The 20,360-nt window shown below is 45.5% G+C and carries 17 protein-coding genes and 1 pseudogene; 14 read left to right on the top strand and 4 right to left on the bottom strand.

Going from position 1 to position 20,360, the window contains the following annotated elements; genetic code table 11:
* The 9 genes and pseudogenes from R7Q46_RS23785 to rpoC form a co-directional block, all read left to right on the top strand.
* Nucleotides 1–71, top strand: a pseudogene (locus tag R7Q46_RS23785) (elongation factor Tu); the annotation flags it as partial.
* Nucleotides 72–337: 266 nt separating this feature from the next.
* A complete protein-coding gene (gene secE / locus R7Q46_RS23780) occupies nucleotides 338–718 on the top strand; it encodes a preprotein translocase subunit SecE (protein WP_005384680.1) in 381 nt (126 codons plus the stop codon).
* A gap of 13 nt (nucleotides 719–731) precedes the next feature.
* Entirely contained in the window at nucleotides 732–1,280 is a 549-nt protein-coding gene (gene nusG, locus R7Q46_RS23775; protein WP_005384681.1) for a transcription termination/antitermination protein NusG, read from the top strand.
* 164 nt (nucleotides 1,281–1,444) lie between these two features.
* A complete protein-coding gene (gene rplK / locus R7Q46_RS23770) occupies nucleotides 1,445–1,873 on the top strand; it encodes a 50S ribosomal protein L11 (protein ID WP_005384682.1) in 429 nt (142 codons plus the stop codon).
* Nucleotides 1,874–1,877: 4 nt separating this feature from the next.
* A complete protein-coding gene (gene rplA, locus R7Q46_RS23765; RefSeq protein WP_005384683.1) occupies nucleotides 1,878–2,579 on the top strand; it encodes a 50S ribosomal protein L1 in 702 nt (233 codons plus the stop codon).
* 293 nt (nucleotides 2,580–2,872) lie between these two features.
* Nucleotides 2,873–3,367, top strand: a complete 495-nt coding sequence (rplJ, locus tag R7Q46_RS23760; RefSeq protein WP_005382538.1) for a 50S ribosomal protein L10 — start codon at nucleotides 2,873–2,875, stop codon at nucleotides 3,365–3,367.
* Nucleotides 3,368–3,424: 57 nt separating this feature from the next.
* Nucleotides 3,425–3,793 carry a 50S ribosomal protein L7/L12 gene (gene rplL / locus R7Q46_RS23755; RefSeq protein WP_005382540.1) on the top strand — a complete coding sequence of 123 codons (369 nt, stop codon included), beginning with the start codon at nucleotides 3,425–3,427 and terminating at the stop codon, nucleotides 3,791–3,793.
* 252 nt (nucleotides 3,794–4,045) lie between these two features.
* Nucleotides 4,046–8,074 (top strand): DNA-directed RNA polymerase subunit beta, encoded by a 4,029-nt coding sequence (gene rpoB, locus R7Q46_RS23750; protein ID WP_005384685.1) that lies wholly within the window; start codon nucleotides 4,046–4,048, stop codon nucleotides 8,072–8,074.
* Nucleotides 8,075–8,178: 104 nt separating this feature from the next.
* Complete coding sequence (gene rpoC, locus R7Q46_RS23745; protein ID WP_005382514.1) at nucleotides 8,179–12,381, top strand: DNA-directed RNA polymerase subunit beta'; 4,203 nt, start codon at nucleotides 8,179–8,181, stop codon at nucleotides 12,379–12,381.
* Nucleotides 12,382–12,554: 173 nt separating this feature from the next.
* On the opposite strand, the gene R7Q46_RS23740 is transcribed toward rpoC, so the two are convergent.
* Entirely contained in the window at nucleotides 12,555–13,046 is a 492-nt protein-coding gene (locus tag R7Q46_RS23740; protein WP_005382515.1) for an Rsd/AlgQ family anti-sigma factor, read from the bottom strand.
* A gap of 177 nt (nucleotides 13,047–13,223) precedes the next feature.
* Here R7Q46_RS23740 and nudC point away from each other — a divergent pair, with 177 nt between their 5' ends.
* Together nudC and hemE are read left to right on the top strand one after the other, a co-directional pair.
* Nucleotides 13,224–14,021, top strand: a complete 798-nt coding sequence (gene nudC, locus R7Q46_RS23735; RefSeq protein ID WP_213972007.1) for an NAD(+) diphosphatase — start codon at nucleotides 13,224–13,226, stop codon at nucleotides 14,019–14,021.
* A 247-nt stretch (nucleotides 14,022–14,268) separates the two neighbouring features.
* Complete coding sequence (gene hemE / locus R7Q46_RS23730) at nucleotides 14,269–15,336, top strand: uroporphyrinogen decarboxylase (protein ID WP_318077822.1); 1,068 nt, start codon at nucleotides 14,269–14,271, stop codon at nucleotides 15,334–15,336.
* Nucleotides 15,337–15,576: 240 nt separating this feature from the next.
* On the opposite strand, the gene R7Q46_RS23725 is transcribed toward hemE, so the two are convergent.
* Both R7Q46_RS23725 and R7Q46_RS23720 read right to left on the bottom strand, forming a co-directional pair.
* The gene (locus tag R7Q46_RS23725; RefSeq protein ID WP_005382518.1) at nucleotides 15,577–16,149 is read right to left on the bottom strand and encodes a uracil-DNA glycosylase family protein; all 573 of its coding nucleotides are present in this window, start codon (nucleotides 16,147–16,149) and stop codon (nucleotides 15,577–15,579) included.
* 2 nt (nucleotides 16,150–16,151) lie between these two features.
* The gene (locus R7Q46_RS23720; protein ID WP_005384694.1) at nucleotides 16,152–17,075 is read right to left on the bottom strand and encodes a D-2-hydroxyacid dehydrogenase; all 924 of its coding nucleotides are present in this window, start codon (nucleotides 17,073–17,075) and stop codon (nucleotides 16,152–16,154) included.
* A 66-nt stretch (nucleotides 17,076–17,141) separates the two neighbouring features.
* On the opposite strand from R7Q46_RS23720, the gene R7Q46_RS23715 reads away from it, so the two are divergent.
* A complete protein-coding gene (locus R7Q46_RS23715) occupies nucleotides 17,142–17,729 on the top strand; it encodes a YjaG family protein (protein ID WP_005382520.1) in 588 nt (195 codons plus the stop codon).
* A gap of 76 nt (nucleotides 17,730–17,805) precedes the next feature.
* On the opposite strand, the gene R7Q46_RS23710 is transcribed toward R7Q46_RS23715, so the two are convergent.
* Nucleotides 17,806–18,939 carry a hemolysin family protein gene (locus R7Q46_RS23710; protein ID WP_065275607.1) on the bottom strand — a complete coding sequence of 378 codons (1,134 nt, stop codon included), beginning with the start codon at nucleotides 18,937–18,939 and terminating at the stop codon, nucleotides 17,806–17,808.
* A gap of 253 nt (nucleotides 18,940–19,192) precedes the next feature.
* Here R7Q46_RS23710 and hupA point away from each other — a divergent pair, with 253 nt between their 5' ends.
* Complete coding sequence (gene hupA / locus R7Q46_RS23705; protein ID WP_005382524.1) at nucleotides 19,193–19,465, top strand: nucleoid-associated protein HU-alpha; 273 nt, start codon at nucleotides 19,193–19,195, stop codon at nucleotides 19,463–19,465.
* A gap of 39 nt (nucleotides 19,466–19,504) precedes the next feature.
* The gene (locus tag R7Q46_RS23700; protein ID WP_165439089.1) at nucleotides 19,505–20,203 is read left to right on the top strand and encodes a DUF1481 domain-containing protein; all 699 of its coding nucleotides are present in this window, start codon (nucleotides 19,505–19,507) and stop codon (nucleotides 20,201–20,203) included.
* The last annotated feature ends 157 nt before the right edge of the window (nucleotides 20,204–20,360 follow it).

Here is a 20,360-nt window from a genome sequence, read left to right as displayed (position 1 = left end):
GTCTACGTTTCGCGATCCGTGAAGGTGGCCGTACAGTAGGTGCTGGTGTTGTTGCTAAGATCTTCGACTAATTCATAGCGAATTAGCGATGCTTTCGGAAAATCTTGAATTAGATTTGACGAACCAGTAGCAAAAAGGGCATCATTTGATGCCCTTTTTCTGCACTCAACATTATTTTTGCTGTTTTCTTGTTCAGAAGTGGGTTGGGCGCAGAGCAAGATTAAGCAAAGAGGCTTAATCTTAAGAAGAGTACGCTGATTTTTTCAGCGATATGGAGTTTGCCCTGCAACAGCGGGGTTGTTGTCGTCTATATTAAGACTTGTAACAGGTTGGTTTTATGAAAGCAAATAATGCTGAAACTCCTGATAGCTCAAACGCAGCAGATACGTTTAAGTGGGTAGCCGCTTTCGTATTGGCAGCTGCCGCTGTTGTGGGTAATTACCTGTATGGTGAAATGTCTGTAGTGGTTCGTGCTGCAGGCGTTGTTGTTCTTATTGCAGCTGCCTTAGGCGTTGCAGCAACAACGACTAAAGGTAAAGCAGCGATCAGTTTTGCAAAAGAATCTCGTATGGAAGTACGTAAAGTTGTTTGGCCTACTCGCCAAGAAACCATGCAAACAACACTGATCGTTTTAGCTGTAAGTATTGTAATGGCTCTAGTGCTATGGGGTATTGACGGAATTATGGTTCGTCTAGTAGCTCTAGCAACTGGGGTATAGAGGGTTTTTATTCATGAGTGAAGCTCCAAAAAAACGCTGGTATGTGGTTCAAGCCTTCTCTGGATTTGAAGGTCGTGTAGCTCAATCTCTGCGCGAGCATATCAAAATGCACGGCATGGAAGAGCTATTCGGTGAAGTACTGGTTCCTACTGAAGAAGTAGTGGAAATGCGCGCGGGTCAGCGTCGCAAATCTGAGCGTAAGTTCTTCCCAGGTTACGTCCTTGTTCAGATGATTATGAACGATGAATCATGGCACCTAGTACGCAGTGTGCCGCGTGTCATGGGCTTCATTGGTGGTACCTCAGACCGTCCGGCACCTATCACGGATAAAGAGGCTGACGCGATTCTTAATCGTCTTGAGAAAGCGAGTGAAGCGCCTCGTCCGCGTACAATGTACGAAGCGGGTGAAGTGGTACGTGTTAACGAAGGTCCATTTGCTGACTTCAACGGTACTGTTGAAGAAGTGGATTACGAGAAGAGCCGCCTGAAAGTGTCTGTATCGATCTTTGGTCGTGCGACACCAGTTGAGCTTGAATTTGGTCAGGTTGAAAAGCTGGACTAAGACTCTTCGTTAAAGAGTATAAAAAATCACCTTTTTAGGGTTGTATAAGGCGCGGATTATGACTATAATTTCGCGCCTTTTTACTTCAGGTGAAGTAAAAAGTTTCTTACACAAACGGGGAGCTGATCCGCGATTAGCGTTTGTACCCAAACTTAGGAATTATCATGGCTAAGAAAGTTGAAGCTTACATCAAGCTACAAGTTGCTGCTGGTATGGCTAACCCTAGTCCACCAGTAGGTCCTGCACTAGGTCAACACGGTGTGAACATCATGGAATTCTGTAAAGCGTTCAACGCAAAAACAGAATCTATTGAGAAAGGTCTACCAACTCCAGTAGTTATCACAGTATACAGCGACCGTTCTTTTACGTTCGTAACTAAGACTCCACCTGCTGCTGTTCTTCTTAAGAAAGCTGCTGGCGTTAAGTCTGGTTCAGGTCGTCCAAACACTGAAAAAGTTGGTACTGTAACTGACGCTCAAATCCAAGAAATCGCAGAAACTAAAGCTGCTGATATGACTGGTGCTGACATCGAAGCGATGAAGCGTTCTATCGCTGGTACTGCTCGTTCAATGGGCCTAGTGGTAGAGGGTTAATAAGATGGCAAAACTAACTAAGCGCATGCGCGTAATCCGCGAAAAAGTTGACGTAACTAAAGAATACGAAATCAACGAAGCTGTTGCTCTTCTTCAAGAACTAGCGACTGCTAAATTCGTTGAGTCTGTAGACGTTGCTGTTAACCTAGGCATTGATGCTCGTAAATCTGACCAGAACGTACGTGGTGCAACTGTACTACCTCACGGTACTGGCCGCGAAATCCGCGTTGCAGTGTTCACTCAAGGTGCTAACGCTGAAGCAGCTAAAGAAGCTGGCGCAGACATCGTAGGTATGGAAGATCTTGCTGAGCAAGTTAAGAAAGGCGAAATGAACTTTGACGTAGTTGTTGCTTCTCCAGATGCAATGCGCGTTGTAGGTCAACTAGGTACTATCCTAGGTCCTCGCGGTCTTATGCCAAACCCTAAAGTTGGTACTGTAACTCCTAACGTTGCTGAAGCAGTTAAAAACGCTAAAGCTGGTCAGGTTCGTTACCGTAACGACAAAAACGGCATCATCCACACTACTATCGGTAAAGCAAACTTCTCTGCTGAGCAGATCAAAGAGAACCTAGAAGCACTTCTAGTTGCTCTGAAGAAAGCTAAGCCATCTTCAGCGAAAGGTACTTTCCTGAAGAAAGTAAGCATCTCTACTACTATGGGTGCTGGTGTTGCTGTTGATCAGGCTAGCCTGAACACTCAAGCATAATTTATTTGCTTAGGCGCAAATTTAGTGTATAATTTTGCGCCTAATATTTGTGGTTGGGGCTGAACTTTGGTTCTTTGAACTGTCTCCTAGTTCGAAATGAATTAAGACCCAGTCTCCGTCCAAGACCGTAGGTGTTTGTGTAAAAGCAAACTTAATTATCCTACGTAGATGGTGCCCGAACTGACAGAAAGCTCTATGTAATATAGTTAACTTTCTTCTGGGGAAGCACCTCAATAGCTCTCACTGTCGTGATGATAGTGAGTGGTGTAACGACAACCAGGAGTAAATCCAAGATGGCTTTAAACCTTCAAGACAAAAAAGCAATTGTTGCTGAAGTCAACGAAGCTGCCAGTGGTGCACTTTCTGCAGTTGTAGCTGATTCTCGTGGCGTTCAAGTTGGCGCGATGACTTCTCTACGTAAACAAGCTCGTGAAGCTGGCGTTTACATGAGAGTTGTTCGTAACACTCTTGCTCGTCGTGCGGTTGAAGGTACTGAGTACGAGTGTCTAACTGATACTTTCACTGGTCCTACTCTAATCGCATTCTCTAATGAGCACCCAGGTGCTGCAGCGCGTCTTTTCAAAGACTTCGCTAAAGAGAACAAAGATTTCGAGATCAAAGCTGCTGCATTTGAAGGCGCTTTAACTGACGCTGAAGTACTAGCAACACTACCAACTTACGACGAAGCAATTGCACGCCTAATGATGTGCATGAAAGAAGCTTCGGCTGGCAAGCTGGCGCGTACTATCGCAGCTATCCGCGATCAAAAACAAGAAGCAGCGGCATAAGCCTTGCTTTTTACTGGTTGCTTAATAAACTTATTGTTGACTTAAAAGAGAATTGTTATGTCTATTACTAACGAGCAAATCCTAGACGCAGTTGCAGAAATGTCTGTAATGCAAGTTGTTGAACTAATCGAAGCAATGGAAGAGAAATTCGGTGTTTCTGCTGCTGCTGCTGTTGTAGCTGGCGGCGCTGCTGCAGGCGAAGCTGCTGCTGAGCAAACTGAATTCGACGTAATCCTAGAAGCTGCTGGCGGTAACAAAGTTGCTGTAATCAAAGCAGTACGTGGCGCAACTGGCCTAGGTCTTAAAGAAGCTAAAGCTCTAGTAGACGGCGCTCCAGCACCTCTTAAAGAAGGTGTTGAGAAAGCAGAAGCTGAAGCTCTTAAAGCTCAGCTAGAAGAAGCTGGTGCAACTGTTGCTGTTAAGTAATTATTGCATAGTTTCTTAGCCTAACGGCTAATTGGCTGGTGGTTTTTTAACCACCGGCCTTTTTGCGCTGTAGGGTATAGGCGAATTTTCCCGCTGTTTAAGCGCCTGATATCCATGCAAAAAACATTTCATTCTTACGAAATGAAATGTCACTACAGTAAACAGCTATATTAGTCACTGTCCCTTACCCCCCTTAAGTAACTAGGAGCGGGCGGACAGTTTGGGTCACTTATCAGCGAGCTGAGGAACCCCATGGTTTACTCTTATACCGAGAAAAAGCGCATCCGTAAGGACTTTGGTACTCGTCCACAAGTTTTGGACATTCCATACCTGCTATCGATCCAGCTCGATTCGTTCGACAAATTTATCGAACAGGATCCTGAAGGTCAATACGGTCTTGAAGCCGCTTTCCGTTCTGTATTCCCGATTCAGAGCTACAACGGCAATTCTGAGCTGCAATACGTTAGCTACCGTCTTGGTGAGCCAGTTTTTGACGTTAAAGAATGTCAAATCCGCGGTGTAACTTACTCAAAGCCACTACGTGTAAAACTACGCCTAGTTATCTTTGATAAAGACGCGCCAGCAGGTACTGTAAAAGACATTAAAGAACAAGAAGTCTACATGGGTGAAATTCCGCTCATGACAGACAATGGTACCTTCGTAATCAACGGTACCGAGAGGGTTATCGTATCCCAGCTGCACCGAAGCCCAGGCGTGTTCTTCGACAGCGATAAGGGTAAGACCCACTCTTCAGGTAAAGTTTTATACAACGCACGTGTTATTCCTTACCGTGGTTCATGGCTTGATTTCGAGTTTGATCCTAAGGATAACTTGTACGTTCGTATCGACCGCCGTCGTAAGCTACCAGCATCGATCATCCTTCGAGCACTAGGTAAGTCGACAGAAGAAATCCTAGATATCTTCTTCGAGAAAGTGAACTTCGAAGTGAAAGACCAAACTCTATTGATGGAGTTGGTTCCGGATCGTCTACGTGGTGAAACTGCGTCATTCGACATCGAAGCAAATGGTAAAGTTTACGTTGAGCAGGGTCGTCGCGTAACAGCTCGTCATATCCGCCAACTAGAAAAAGATGGCGTTGATCACATCGAAGTACCAGTTGAGTACATCGTTGGTAAAGTTGCATCTAAAGATTACATCAATGAAGCAACTGGCGAGATCATTGTTAACGCTAACCAGGAAATCAGCCTGGAAGCATTAGCGAACCTATCTCAGGCAGGCCACAAAGCGCTAGAAGTTCTATTTACGAACGATCTAGACCACGGTCCATTCATGTCAGAAACATTACGTATCGACAGCACGGTTGATCGTATTTCTGCATTGGTAGAAATCTACCGCATGATGCGCCCTGGTGAGCCGCCAACAAAAGAAGCTGCAGAAGCTCTATTCGAAAGCCTATTCTTCTCTGAAGAGCGTTACGATCTATCGACTGTTGGTCGTATGAAGTTCAACAGCTCTATCGGCCGTGAAGATGCTCAAGAGCAAGGCACACTTGATGAAACTGATATCATCGAAGTGATGAAGAAGCTGATCGCGATCCGTAACGGTAAGGGCGAAGTGGACGATATCGACCACCTAGGCAACCGTCGTATCCGTTCTGTAGGCGAAATGGCTGAGAACCAGTTCCGTGTAGGTCTAGTACGTGTTGAGCGTGCAGTTAAAGAGCGTCTAAGCCTAGGCGATCTTGACGCAATCATGCCTCAAGACTTGATCAACGCGAAGCCAATTTCTGCGGCAGTTAAAGAATTCTTTGGCTCTTCACAGCTTTCGCAGTTCATGGACCAAAACAACCCGCTATCAGAAGTAACGCACAAGCGTCGTATTTCTGCATTGGGTCCTGGCGGTCTAACTCGTGAACGTGCTGGCTTCGAAGTACGTGACGTACACGTAACTCACTACGGTCGTCTATGTCCTATCGAAACGCCTGAAGGTCCAAACATCGGTCTGATCAACTCTCTATCTGCGTTTGCGCGTTGTAACGAGTACGGTTTCCTAGAGACACCATACCGTCGCGTTGTAGATGGCGTAGTAACAGACGAAGTAGATTACCTATCTGCAATCGAAGAAGGCCAATTCGTTATCGCACAGGCGAACGCTAAGCTAAACGAAGATGGTACTTTTGCAGATGAGCTGATCACAGCTCGTCAGAAAGGTGAATCTGGTCTACACCCTCGTGAGCACGCTCAGTACATGGACGTTGCGACAAACCAGGTTGTATCTATCGCTGCATCGCTTATCCCGTTCCTAGAACACGATGATGCGAACCGTGCATTGATGGGTGCGAACATGCAACGTCAGGCAGTTCCAACACTGAAAGCTGACAAACCGCTTGTTGGTACTGGTATTGAACGTAACGTAGCAGTTGACTCAGGTGTAACTGCAGTTGCTAAACGTGGTGGTGTAATCCAGTCAGTAGATGCTTCTCGTATCGTTGTTAAAGTTAACGAAGAAGAGCTAGTACCAGGTGAAGCTGGTATCGACATCTACAACCTGACTAAATACACACGTTCTAACCAGAACACATGTATTAACCAGCGCCCATGTGTGATGCCAGGTGAGCCTGTATCACGCGGTGACGTTCTTGCTGATGGTCCTTCAACAGACCTTGGTGAACTAGCGCTTGGTCAAAACATGCGTATCGCGTTCATGCCTTGGAACGGTTACAACTTCGAAGACTCGATCTTAGTATCTGAGCGCGTAGTTCAAGAAGACCGTTTCACGACTATCCACATCCAAGAACTGACTTGTGTGGCGCGTGATACTAAGCTTGGTTCTGAAGAGATTACAGCGGATATTCCAAACGTAGGTGAGTCTGCTCTATCTAAACTAGACGAGTCAGGTATCGTTTACATCGGTGCTGAAGTTAAGGGTGGCGACATCCTAGTTGGTAAAGTAACGCCTAAAGGTGAAACTCAGCTAACGCCTGAAGAGAAGCTACTACGTGCAATCTTCGGTGAAAAAGCATCTGACGTTAAAGATACTTCACTACGTGTACCTAACTCTGTATCAGGTACGATCATCGACGTTCAAGTCTTTACTCGCGATGGCGTAGAGAAAGACAAGCGTGCGCTTGAAATCGAACAGATGCAGCTTAAAGAAGCGAAGAAAGACCTAACTGAAGAATTCCAGATTCTTGAGGGCGGCCTTCTAAACCGTGTTAAAGCTGTATTGATTGAAGGCGGTTACTCTGAAGCGAAACTAGACACAACTGATCGTAAGAAGTGGCTAGAACTAACGCTAGAAGATGACGCACTACAAACTCAGCTTGAGCAACTTGCTGAGCAGTGGGATGAGCTAAAAGCCGACTTCGATAAGAAGTTCGAAACTAAGCGTCGTAAGATCACTCAAGGTGATGATTTAGCACCTGGTGTACTGAAGATCGTTAAGGTTTACCTAGCGGTTAAACGTCGCATTCAGCCTGGTGATAAGATGGCGGGTCGTCACGGTAACAAGGGTGTAATCTCTAAGATCAACCCTGTTGAAGACATGCCATACGATGAGAAAGGTCAGCCTGTAGACATCGTACTTAACCCACTGGGTGTACCTTCGCGTATGAACATCGGTCAGATCCTAGAAGTACACTTAGGTCTGGCAGCGAAAGGTATCGGTGACAAGATCAACCAGATGGTTAAAGAGCAGCAAGAACTAGCGAAATTCCGCGAGTTCCTACAAAAAGTTTACGATCTAGGCGACACTCGCCAGAAAGTAGACATTGCTTCTCTATCTGATGATGAAGTACGTACTCTGATCAAGAACTTGCGTGGCGGTCTACCAATCGCGACTCCTGTATTTGATGGCGCTCCAGAAGAGTCAATCAAAGCACTTCTTGAGCTAGCAGATCTACCAACATCAGGTCAGTTAACACTGTTTGATGGTCGCACAGGTGATGCGTTTGAGCGTCCTGTAACTGTTGGTTACATGTACATGCTGAAACTGAACCACCTTGTTGATGACAAGATGCACGCTCGTTCAACTGGTTCGTACAGCCTAGTAACTCAGCAGCCACTAGGTGGTAAAGCTCAGTTCGGTGGTCAGCGTTTCGGTGAGATGGAAGTATGGGCACTAGAAGCATACGGTGCTGCTTACACGCTACAAGAAATGCTAACGGTTAAGTCGGATGACGTTAACGGCCGTACTAAGATGTACAAGAACATCGTAGACGGTAACCACAGCATGGAACCTGGCATGCCAGAATCGTTCAACGTACTGTTGAAAGAGATCCGCTCGCTAGGTATCAACATCGAGCTAGAAGACGAAGAGTAATCCTTTTCTCTCTTGATGAAAGTCGAGAGAATCAAAGCGATTATTTGGAAGAAGGTGCTCACTTTAGCGAGTGAGCTCCTTTTAACTCCTTACAGGAGCTGATTGTGAAAGACTTATTAAACTTTCTAAAAGCACAGCATAAGACCGAAGAATTTGATGCAATCAAAATCGGTCTATCTTCACCAGACATGATCCGTTCATGGTCTTTCGGTGAAGTTAAAAAACCTGAAACGATCAACTATCGTACGTTCAAACCTGAACGCGATGGTCTGTTCTGTGCGCGTATCTTTGGTCCAGTTAAAGACTACGAATGTCTTTGTGGTAAGTACAAGCGCCTGAAGCACCGTGGTGTTATCTGTGAGAAGTGTGGTGTAGAAGTTACACAAACTAAAGTTCGTCGTGACCGTATGGGCCACATTGAACTGGCTTCACCAGTAGCTCACATCTGGTTCCTAAAATCGCTACCGTCTCGTATCGGTCTACTAATGGATATCCCTCTACGTGATATCGAACGCGTTCTGTACTTCGAAATGTACGTAGTAACAGAGCCTGGTATGACTGATCTAGAAAAAGGTCAGATGCTTACTGAAGAAGAGTATCTAGATCGTCTAGAAGAGTGGGGCGACGAGTTCACTGCTAAGATGGGTGCGGAAGCTATCAAGGACCTACTAGGTTCTATGGATATGCACGCTGAAGCAGAACAAATGCGTGAAGAGTTAGAGACAACAAACTCTGAAACTAAGCGTAAGAAAGTAACTAAGCGTCTTAAGCTGGTAGAAGCGTTCATCGCATCGGGTAACAACCCTGAGTGGATGATCCTAACTGTACTTCCAGTACTTCCGCCAGATCTACGTCCTCTAGTACCTCTAGATGGCGGTCGCTTTGCGACTTCTGATCTTAACGATCTATACCGTCGTGTGATCAACCGTAACAACCGTTTGAAGCGTCTTCTAGAGCTAGCGGCTCCGGACATCATCGTACGTAACGAAAAACGTATGCTGCAAGAGTCTGTTGATGCGCTACTAGATAACGGTCGTCGTGGTCGTGCGATCACAGGTTCTAACAAGCGTCCTCTGAAATCTCTTGCTGATATGATCAAGGGTAAACAAGGTCGTTTCCGTCAGAACCTTCTAGGTAAACGTGTAGACTACTCTGGCCGTTCTGTAATCACAGTAGGTCCATACCTGCGTCTACACCAGTGTGGTCTTCCTAAGAAGATGGCACTTGAGCTATTCAAACCATTCATCTACAGCAAGCTAGAGACTCGTGGTCTTGCGACTACAATCAAAGCTGCTAAGAAGATGGTAGAGCGTGAAGAAGCGGTCGTTTGGGATATCCTAGACGAAGTAATCCGTGAACACCCAGTACTATTGAACCGTGCACCGACACTTCACCGTCTAGGTATTCAGGCGTTCGAACCAGTACTGATCGAAGGTAAAGCGATTCAGCTACACCCACTTGTTTGTGCAGCGTACAACGCGGACTTCGATGGTGACCAAATGGCGGTTCACGTACCTCTAACTCTAGAGGCACAGCTTGAAGCTCGTACTCTGATGATGTCGACAAACAACATTCTGTCGCCAGCGTCAGGTGATCCGATCATCGTACCTTCTCAGGACGTTGTATTGGGTCTGTACTACATGACTCGTGAAAAGATCAACGTGAAAGGTGAAGGCATGTACCTTTCTGGCCCAGAAGAGGCTGAGAAAGCATACCGCACTAAACAAGCTGAGCTTCACGCACGCGTTAAAGTACGTATTACAGAAACTGTTGTAGACGAAGATGGCAACAGCACTACAGAAACCAAGATGGTAGACACCACTGTTGGTCGTGCAATGCTATGGCAAATCGTGCCAGCTGGTCTACCGTACAGCATCGTTAACCAAAAGCTAGGTAAGAAGCAAATCTCTAACCTACTTAACGAGGCGTACCGTAAACTAGGTCTGAAAGACACAGTAATCTTCGCTGACCAAATCATGTACACAGGTTTCGCATACGCGGCACTTTCTGGTGTATCTGTTGGTATCGACGATATGGTTGTACCTGCAGCTAAGTACACTGAAATCGCAGAAGCGGAAGAAGAAGTACGTGAAATCCAGGAACAGTACCAATCAGGTCTTGTTACTGCGGGCGAACGCTACAACAAAGTTATCGATATCTGGGCATCGACCAACGACCGTGTTGCGAAAGCAATGATGGAAAACCTTTCATCTGAAACGGTAGTTAACCGTGACGGTGAAGAGGAACAGCAAGAGTCATTCAACAGCATCTATATGATGGCGGACTCGGGCGCTCGTGGTTCTGCAGCACAGATTCGTCAGCTTGCGGGTATGCGTGGTCTGATGGCGCGTCCAGATGGTTCAATCATCGAAACACCGATCACAGCGAACTTTAAAGAAGGTCTAAACGTACTTCAGTACTTTATCTCAACGCACGGTGCTCGTAAGGGTCTTGCGGATACGGCACTGAAAACAGCGAACTCGGGTTACCTAACTCGTCGTCTAGTAGACGTTGCTCAAGACGTTGTTGTAACTGAACATGACTGTGGCACTCACGAAGGTGTCGACATGATGCCTCACATCGAGGGTGGTGATGTTAAAGTTGCACTTTCTGAGCTTGCTCTTGGTCGTGTTGTTGCTGAAGACGTACTAAAACCTGGCACTGAAGACGTTCTTATTCCACGTAACACCCTGATCGATGAGAAGTGGTGTCAAATCATGGAAGAGAACTCAGTAGACAGCATGAAAGTGCGCTCTGTAGTAACGTGTGATTCTGACTTCGGTTGTTGTGCACAATGTTATGGTCGTGACCTAGCACGTGGTCACCTAGTGAACCAAGGTGAAGCAGTGGGTGTTATTGCTGCTCAGTCTATCGGTGAGCCAGGTACACAGCTAACGATGCGTACGTTCCACATCGGTGGTGCGGCATCGACAGCAGCGGCAGAGAACAGTGTTCAAGTTAAGAACAACGGTTCTATCAAGCTACACAACGCTAAATCTGTATTGGCTGATGACGGTAAGATCGTTATCACTTCTCGTGCGACAGAGTTAACTATCGTTGATGAGTTTGGTCGTACTAAAGAGAAGCACAAACTGCCTTACGGTACGCTACTAAGCAAAGGCGATGGTGATACAGTTCAAGCTGGCGAAACAGTTGCAAACTGGGAAGCGCACACACTACCTATCATTACCGAGGTAGCAGGTCGCATCCAGTTCGTAGATATGATCGACGGCGTAACAGTATCTCGTCAAACTGATGACCTAACTGGTCTATCTTCAAGCGAAGTAACTGACCCAGCAGCTCGCCCTTCAGCAGGTAAAGATATGCGTCCAGCTATCAAACTTGTTGACGAGCAAGGTAACGATGTAATGATCCCTGGTACTGATATGCCAGCTCACTACTTCCTACCTGGTAAAGCGATTGTGAACATCGAAGATGGCGCAGCAGTAGGTGTTGGTGCAACACTAGCACGTATTCCTCAGAAGTCTGGCGGTAACAAAGATATCACCGGTGGTCTTCCACGAGTTGCTGACCTATTTGAAGCACGTAAGCCGAAAGAGCCTGCAATCCTTGCTGAGCACACAGGTACTGTGAGCTTTGGTAAAGAGACGAAAGGTAAACGTCGCCTAGTGATCACACGTGAAAGCGGTGAAGCTTACGAAGAGATGATTCCTAAGCATCGTCAGTTGAACGTATTCGAAGGTGAAAAAGTTGAACGTGGTGATGTGATCGCAGATGGTCCAGAGTCTCCACATGACATCCTACGTCTACGTGGCGTACACGCGGTAACGCAGTACATTGCTAACGAAGTACAGGAAGTTTACCGTCTACAAGGCGTTAAGATTAACGATAAGCACATTGAAACTATCGTTCGTCAGATGCTACGTAAGTGTACTATTACTCACTCTGGTGACTCTGAGTTCCTACCTGGTGAGCAGATTGAATACTCACAAGTTAAGATTGCTAACCGTAACCTAGAAGCTGAAGGCAAAGAGCCTGCACGTTTCGAACGTGAACTACTAGGTATTACTAAAGCATCTCTAGCGACTGAGTCGTTCATCTCTGCGGCATCGTTCCAGGAGACAACTCGCGTACTAACGGAAGCTGCGGTTTCTGGTAAGCGTGATGACCTACGTGGTCTGAAAGAGAACGTAATTGTTGGTCGTCTGATCCCAGCTGGTACTGGTTTCGCATACCACCAAGAGCGTCAAGCTAAACGTTCTGAAGCGCAAGATGGTCCTTCTGCTGAGCAAGCAACGGATAACCTAGCGGCACTTCTAAACGCTGGTTTCTCTTCTGAAGAGTAAGTCATATAACGAGTAATCGTTAAAAGCTTAAGAAAAAGGCACCTTCGGGTGCCTTTTTAGTTTTTTATACTGCTTTGTTCTTCCGGTGGGATTTTCGATAAAGCTAGAAACAAAAAAGACCGACGATGATCGTCAGTCTTTTCTCTCACTCTATTTCTGAATGTTTGCAAATACTAAGCTCCAGGTGGCATAGACAGGCTTTCTGCGATTTGCTGTATCAGATAGTCCTCGACTTCAAAGCGAGTCTCAAGAATTTCCCCAATGAGACACATATCAGAATCGAAATCATTTAATTCATCATCTTCAGTCACTTCTGAGTACTTATCGTTAAAGTTCAATAATGGTTCAGTCGTTAGAACAATTTGACCATAGGTTTGATTGATCTCATTAGTCACGACAAAGCCGGTTGCTTTCCAACGGTCCATAACCATGTCATAAATTTTAAAGTGGCCTTCGGAGATGTAATCAACGAGGTGCTGACAGAAATCCTGCAGTTCGGAAGGAGATGGGAGTTCAATAACATTGGTTTTCGAACAAGGTTGCAGCGCTGCAAGCTTACAATATTCAACAATCAGGGATTGTCGTGTCTCTAACCAGTGATCAATGACATCACTTGAGCCACCCCACTGGTCTTGTGTTTGTTTGAATTTTCTTAGCATGACCATGCCCTCATGATCTGATCGCCCATCGGCGAACGTATCCTTTGCAAAGCAAAGTTAGTAAAGTTATTACAAACTCTTGTCCTTACTAGAATTTAGAGTGCACATTTACTTAACGATAAACTCTAGTATGAAATTAGATTGCCAGTAAAATGAACGAACTTCAAGCAAAGGGATGGTGTAATGTTAAGAAAAGGTGATGTTAACCGCGCGATAAATGCATACTGGTGTGTTGTTGCAGGAAGTGAAATTTGGCTGGTGGATGGTGCTGTGCCCTTCGGGTCTGCAGAGCAGTTATCACTGCCAGTAACGAGTGCAAGACCCATTGGTAAGTATTCTGGTTCGCCCGTCATGTGGCTTAACTTGGCCGATTTAGAGCATGATCTACCTTTAGTATCCCTGCGTGACTGCCTGCATTTTCCTGAGCCATTATTTATGTTGTTAAGTAAAGCTGTGCAATATGGGCACATGACGCAAAGTTTGCGCTTTTGTCCACAGTGCGGAGGAAGAAACTTTCTTAATAATAACCAGTTAGCCATGCAGTGTGGTGAATGTCGCACCCTTCATTATCCTAGAATATTTCCGTGTATTATCGTTGCTGTACGTAAAGAAAATCAGATCTTATTAGCCCAACATCCAAGGCATCGAAATGGTATGTATACGGTTATTGCGGGTTTTCTAGAAGTCGGTGAGACATTAGAAGAGTGCGTGGCTCGAGAAATTCATGAAGAAACGGGAATTCTCGTTAAAAATATTCGTTACTTTGGCAGCCAGCCTTGGGCTTTCCCATCCAGTATGATGATGGGGTTTTTAGCTGATTATGAATCCGGAGAGTTAAGCCCAGACTACACTGAGCTGTCTGATGCACAATGGTTTGGTATCGACGAGATGCCGCCTGTTGCGCCTAAAGGAACGATTGCAAGAGCACTTATCGAACAAACGCTGAAAGATATAGACTCTAATTGTCTGATAAATAGATAAAAAAAACCCTCCGAGAGGGAGGGGGTAAGTAAGATGTCGTTATGAGATGCTGAGTACTAAGTACTCAGTTTATAATTGTAGTTTTCGCTAGCGAACAAATTTTTAACACTGATACCGATTGGGTGCAAATTAAGCATTGATTTAAAAGTTAATAACTTGATCCAGGTTGCAAAGCACACAGCTATTGGACTTAAATCAGTGATAGAATACCCCCTTTCACAGAAAGCCTAACAGTTGGAATTACGGAATGACTGAATTAAAAAATGATCGTTATCTGCGTGCGCTTTTAAAAGAGCCGGTAGATTACACGCCAGTATGGATGATGCGCCAGGCAGGTCGTTACCTACCAGAATACAAAGCGACTCGTGCAGAAGCGGGTGATTTCATGTCTTTGTGTCGAAATGCAGAATTAGCATCCGAAGTGACACTTCAACCATTACGCCGTTTTCCTCTTGATGCCGCGATCTTATTCTCGGACATCTTAACGATTCCAGATGCAATGGGGCTTGGTTTGCGTTTTGCTGCGGGTGAAGGACCTGTTTTTGATAACCCAATTACATGCAAAGCCGACGTGGAAAAAATTGGTTTGCCAGATCCTGAAGGTGAACTGCAATACGTAATGAACGCAGTACGCCAGATCCGTAAAGACCTGAAGGGTGAAGTGCCGCTGATTGGTTTTTCTGGTAGCCCTTGGACTCTTGCGACGTACATGATCGAAGGTGGTAGCTCTAAAGCGTTTACCAAGATCAAGAAGATGATGTACGCGGAACCACAAACTCTGCACCTACTTCTAGATAAGCTGGCAGACAGCGTTATCGAGTACTTAAACGCGCAAATTAAAGCGGGTGCGCAATCGGTAATGGTATTTGACACATGGGGTGGCGTACTAACGCCTCGTGATTACAATCTGTTCTCACTGCAATACATGCACAAGATTGTAGATGGTCTGATTCGTGAAAACGACGGTCGTCGCGTGCCAGTCACACTGTTTACTAAGAATGGCGGCATGTGGCTTGAGCAAATCGCAGCAACGGGCTGTGATGCGGTTGGTCTAGACTGGACAATCAACATTGCAGACGCGAAAGCACGTATCGGTGATAAAGTGGCGCTGCAAGGTAACATGGACCCATCAATGCTTTACGCTTCACCAGAGCGTATCCGTGAAGAAGTCGCGGGTATTCTAGAAGGTTTTGGTGATGCAGGTACTGGTCATGTGTTCAACCTAGGTCACGGTATCCATTTGGATGTGCCGCCAGAAAACGCGGGCGTATTTGTGGAAGCGGTACACGAGATATCTAAGCCATACCACAAGTAAGTTAGATCTTTTGAAATCAAATGCCGGCATTCAGTGCCGGTATTTTTTTGCCTAAAATTCATTTTTTCTATCTGAGACTCAAGGCTGTACAGCTCTAGTAGTATTTGGCCTACCATGATCTAATTACTACTCTAGCTGTACATTAGACATTAAAATTTAATATAAACAAATACTTATAATTTCTGGTTTTATGTTCTAATTTTCTTGTACAGATAAACAAGCAATTAGATCATGGGTAACCTAAAGCATCGAGTGAACGCGTTTTTTAAGGTATGGTACGACGTCAGATTCAAACCAAGGATTCTTCTTTAACCACAATGTATTGCGTGGAGATGGGTGAGGGAGCGGGATAAAGTCCGGTTCCCAATCTTGCCATTGCTGAACGGTTTGCGTGAGCGTCTTTGGTTTGTTGGTGAGATAGTACTGCTGCGAGTACTGACCAATTAGTAGGGTGAGCTCTATATTGGGCAGCTGCTCAAGAATCTTTTTATGCCAAGTGGGCGCACATTCTTTACGAGGCGGTAAATCACCAGAGTTCCCTTTGCCTGGATAACAGAATCCCATTGGGACAATGGCAATTTTATTTGGGTCGTAGAAAACGTCTTTGTCGATATCGAGCCATTGGCGTAATCGATCACCACTTGGGTCATTCCAAGGTATCGAGGTTTTGTGTACACGTGTGCCAGGGGCCTGACCGATGATTAGGATGCGTGCCCCTTTTGCTGCTTGCACGACAGGGTTTGCACCCAAAGGTAAGTTATCCGCGCAGATCTGGCAGGCCCTCACTTGCTGCAATAGCTCGTCTAACGACATTCTTAGTAACCCTTTTCGAAATCCACTTGATAATTTAATGAAAACCCATCGCGCCAGCGTAGATAGTTGTCAGCAAAAATCTCGATGACTTGCTCGGGAAAACTCAGCGCAGCAATGTGTGGAGTGATGGTGACTTGCGGTAGTTTCCAAAATGGATGCTCTACCGACAACGGTTCTTGATCAAACACATCTAAGAAGGCGTGTTCTACCCAACGGTTTTTCAGAGCGAAGAGCAACCCTGCCTCATCCAGTACGTCGCCACGACCTACGTTAAACAATAACGCCTGATTTAGTTGGCTGAGCGTTTGACGATTAAGTAACTGTCGCGTCTCAGGTGTACTTGGTAGAGTATTCACAACGATGTCGGCTTGCTCAAATGCCTTACTTAGTTCATTGATATGAAAGGTCTGATGAAACTCGCCGCCTGGAGTAGGGATACCTGTGCGGTTAATACCGATAGTTTTTATCCCCATTGCTTTAGCGGCGTTGCCCAGATAGCCCCCAATGCTACCGGTACCAAGAATTACCATGGTTTTACTTTTTAATGACGTGTACAGGTGAGGCTGCCATTGTTTGTTTTGTTGCTGCTGGTGGTATCGGGCAAAGTGGCGGTAATGGGCAATACTGTAACCCAAAACATATTCAGCAATCAGTGGACCAAAGATGCCTCGAACGTTAGTTAGAGTATAGTCCTGACGAAGGCTAGGGGATGTTAAGGCGTTGACACCAGCAAACGTGGATTGTACCCATTCAAGCTGTGAAAACTCGTCTAAGCTTTGTGATAGTAAGGGTGGATCCGCTAGTACGATCTGAGCGGCTTCTGGTTGGTCGGTGAGGCAAAGATCGGGCAGATTTTTCTCTGCCAGTAACGTTTTGTAGGTGTCGCGATGCTCTGAGAGCAGGAAAATCTGATTTGAATGCGGCATTAACTTTTTTCCCTGTGATGAATCAAGTACACTTTCGCTGTTTTTTTCTTCAATGATTGAGTGACTATGCTTAAGAATCCTCTTCAGGTTCGTTTAGAAAAACTAGAACCTTGGCAACAAATTACCTTTATGGCGTGTCTGTGTGAACGCATGTATCCAAACTATGCGATGTTTTGTGAGAATACAGAATTTGCTGACCCGCGTGCTTACCGAGCGATTCTTGATAGTGTATGGGAAATTTTGACAGTTAAGAACGCGAAAATTAACTTCGAACGCCAATTAGAGAAGTTAGAAGAATTGTTCCCAAGTGCGGATGAGTTCGATTTTTACGGCGTTTACCCAGCGATGGACGCGTGTCAGGGTTTGTCTACGTTACTGCATGGTCTATTGGATCGCGACTACCTTTTCGATTCAATGCTTAAAGTGAGCCAACAGTCGGTACAAACCGTTGCTGACCTAGAGCAAGCGCAAGGTGCAGAGCCAATCACCAACGACAACCAGAAAGAAAACGAAGCCGTATGTGAAGAGTGGGACGTCCAGTGGGCTATCTTCCGTCCGCTGCGTGAAGCGGTAGAACGTGACATCAGCTTGATTAAAGATTTGCGCGAAGAGCTACGTGAGGAAGGTGTGAGCAACATCGGTATTGCACTTTAATCGTTGAATAAATAGAAAAAGGCATCCTAACTGGATGCCTTTTTTTGTGCGTTTAAGCTGTTATACCTAGAGCTGATTACGATTCTTTCGAGTCAGGTTTCGGTGGCTCTTGAGCTTCTGGCTCTTTATCCTGCTTCTCCAGCTCGTTATCTTCTTCATCGTCATCGCGGCTTTCGATTACGCCGTGCATTTCTTTCCAGCTTTCCCAGCGTTGGTAAGCCAGCTCCTGCATGTCAGTGCTTTTATCTGCTTCGTCGATGATCTCCTCGCCTACGAGGTGTTCAAAAATATCTTCCAACGTTACCAAACCTAGCACGGTACCGTATTCATCAACAACAAGTGCCAGCTGTAAGCGATGAGTCATCATCTGGTCGAATACTTTAGGTAAAGTGGTATTGTTTAGCACCACTTGAATTGGGCGCATGATTGCTCCCAACTGTTTCTGTCCACAACCTGATTGTTGTAGTTTGAACAACTCAAGGCGATGCACAAAACCAATGATGTTATCTTTCTGTTCGCTGTAAACCAATGGGCGTGAGAAAGGCGTATCTTTGTGTTTTTCTAGGAACTCATTGATGGTCATTGTGGCATCGACACGGAATACTACTGGTCGTGGCGTCATAACCTGCGTTACGGGTACATCTTGGATGCCAAGCAAGTTGCTTAAGATTTTTGATTCACCCTCGGCAAATTCACCGCTTTCACGTGCCAGAATCGCCATTGCAGACAGCTCATCACGCATCTTTGGAGCTTCGTGGTTACGAGCAAGACGCTTGGTGATTTGCTCTGAGAACCAAACAAAGGGTGTAAGCGCCCATACCATCCAACGCAATGCGACCGCGGCAGTGGGTGCCAACTGACGCCAGTAGGTCGCGCCAATCGTCTTCGGTACGATTTCTGAAAGCACTAAGATCGCCAATGTCAGCACTGCCGAAAAGATACCTAATGCTTCGCTACCAAATACAACTGCAGCTTGTGCACCAGCAGTGGCCGCGCCGATCGTGTGAGCGATGGTGTTTAAAGTCAGAATAGATGCCAGTGGTCGGTCGATATCTGATTTCAGCTTAGCCAATTGCCCAGCTGCGGGATGCCCCTGTTGATTGAGCTGCGCAATGTAGCTCGGACTGATACTCAGCAGTACCGCCTCCAGCACCGAACAGATAAACGAAATGCCGATTGCAATAGAGATATAAATGGATAACAGCAGCATAGTTGCCCTTGAATGTAGTTTGATAGTGGTTATTTGCAGCTATTATAACCGCAAAAGTGACTTATAAATTGGTCCAAATACCTTGGAAAGCAAGGGTTTTCAGGGGGTATGTGGTAACAAATTGTGAGTTATTACTCATATTATGGCTAAAAGTACGTCAGAAAATCGAAAGATCGCTTACAAACCTTTGCCAGATGGGGCATTTATGTTTTAGAGTGAGACGAATTCGATAACCTATGAGAAGGGAAACCTAATGAACAAGACCCAATTAATCGACTTTATCGCAGAGAAAGCAGACCTATCAAAAGCACAAGCAAAAGCTGCTCTTGAAGCGACTCTTGATGGTGTAACTGGCGCACTTAAAGAGGGTGACCAAGTTCAACTAATTGGTTTTGGTACATTCAAAGTAAACCACCGCGCTGCACGTACTGGTCGTAACCCTAAGACTGGTGACGAGATTCAAATCGCAGCAGCTAACGTACCAGCATTCGTAGCAGGTAAAGCGCTGAAAGAATCAGTAAACTAAGTTAGAATGCACCGAGGTATCCTGCCTCGGTGCAATTTCATGAAAAAACATCTACTCACTTCACTTCTCCTATCTAGCCTTACCCTTTTTGGCTGTTCATCGGTTGAAACTCCTAATTTAGAACAATTCACGCATTTTTCTGGTGGTAAAGTTGCGGGAGATGCTAGCAGCTTATACTGGATGACAGAGAAACTCACTCGTGTGAGTACGGCGGCTGATTATGTGACTATGGGGGACAATGGTTGGTTCAAGAGTGATTATCGCTGGGATGAAGGTGAGTTGCGAGAGTTGATTCGAAAAGGCGAGCAAGTTGATACCAAACAAGAGTTGGTGCCTTTTCAAATCCACATCCGTTTCAATAAAGATGGCGAAGCGGTTTACCAAAAATATCGTGTTAACCGTAAAGTCTTACCACTTCAGCATGACCAATTAGAGCGCTACAAAGCAGAAGCGAATGACGTAGTGGCATCGGTTAAGGCGCAGTCTCGTAACAATCAGAGCCTTATTCAAGGTTATTGGAATGGTCAATCGTTTGAAACCTGCAAAGGTAAGGTTTTCTCGACGCTCGAGTTTAATCAGACGTTGCCAAAATTTATTATCGAGCGTCTCTCATCGGTAGACAGTTATGTGGCTTTTGTCGGCAAGCAGTCACGAAACAAAGCAATGGTCGATGAACTGTTGATGCTCAATGACGATGACTTTGATTGTGTTTCTCGGCCAACGTTGATCTCTGAATAAACATTGCTTCGAACTCTCTCGAACAAGAACAATAAAAAAGGCGCTGAGTGCGCCTTTTGTTTTTTAGCCAACTTATGTTGTTTTTATTTTTCAGCCCTAAACCACCTACTTCAGTAGGTGGTTATCATCCGTTTCGGCTTTGCCTGTAAAACTACTC

Source organism: Vibrio sp. 811 (genome assembly GCF_033339195.1).
Note: the sequence above shows the minus strand (reverse complement) of the source record. Positions and strands in the feature narration are given on the sequence as shown.

Coding starts and splice junctions, on each gene's coding strand:
- secE (WP_005384680.1), top strand. CDS start 338: ATGAAAGCAAATAATGCTGAAACTCCTGATAGCTCAAACGCAGCAGAT.
- nusG (WP_005384681.1), top strand. CDS start 732: ATGAGTGAAGCTCCAAAAAAACGCTGGTATGTGGTTCAAGCCTTCTCT.
- rplK (WP_005384682.1), top strand. CDS start 1,445: ATGGCTAAGAAAGTTGAAGCTTACATCAAGCTACAAGTTGCTGCTGGT.
- rplA (WP_005384683.1), top strand. CDS start 1,878: ATGGCAAAACTAACTAAGCGCATGCGCGTAATCCGCGAAAAAGTTGAC.
- rplJ (WP_005382538.1), top strand. CDS start 2,873: ATGGCTTTAAACCTTCAAGACAAAAAAGCAATTGTTGCTGAAGTCAAC.
- rplL (WP_005382540.1), top strand. CDS start 3,425: ATGTCTATTACTAACGAGCAAATCCTAGACGCAGTTGCAGAAATGTCT.
- rpoB (WP_005384685.1), top strand. CDS start 4,046: ATGGTTTACTCTTATACCGAGAAAAAGCGCATCCGTAAGGACTTTGGT.
- R7Q46_RS23740 (WP_005382515.1), bottom strand. CDS start 13,046: ATGGTCATGCTAAGAAAATTCAAACAAACACAAGACCAGTGGGGTGGC.
- nudC (WP_213972007.1), top strand. CDS start 13,224: ATGTTAAGAAAAGGTGATGTTAACCGCGCGATAAATGCATACTGGTGT.
- hemE (WP_318077822.1), top strand. CDS start 14,269: ATGACTGAATTAAAAAATGATCGTTATCTGCGTGCGCTTTTAAAAGAG.
- R7Q46_RS23725 (WP_005382518.1), bottom strand. CDS start 16,149: ATGTCGTTAGACGAGCTATTGCAGCAAGTGAGGGCCTGCCAGATCTGC.
- R7Q46_RS23720 (WP_005384694.1), bottom strand. CDS start 17,075: ATGCCGCATTCAAATCAGATTTTCCTGCTCTCAGAGCATCGCGACACC.
- R7Q46_RS23715 (WP_005382520.1), top strand. CDS start 17,142: ATGCTTAAGAATCCTCTTCAGGTTCGTTTAGAAAAACTAGAACCTTGG.
- R7Q46_RS23710 (WP_065275607.1), bottom strand. CDS start 18,939: ATGCTGCTGTTATCCATTTATATCTCTATTGCAATCGGCATTTCGTTT.
- hupA (WP_005382524.1), top strand. CDS start 19,193: ATGAACAAGACCCAATTAATCGACTTTATCGCAGAGAAAGCAGACCTA.
- R7Q46_RS23700 (WP_165439089.1), top strand. CDS start 19,505: ATGAAAAAACATCTACTCACTTCACTTCTCCTATCTAGCCTTACCCTT.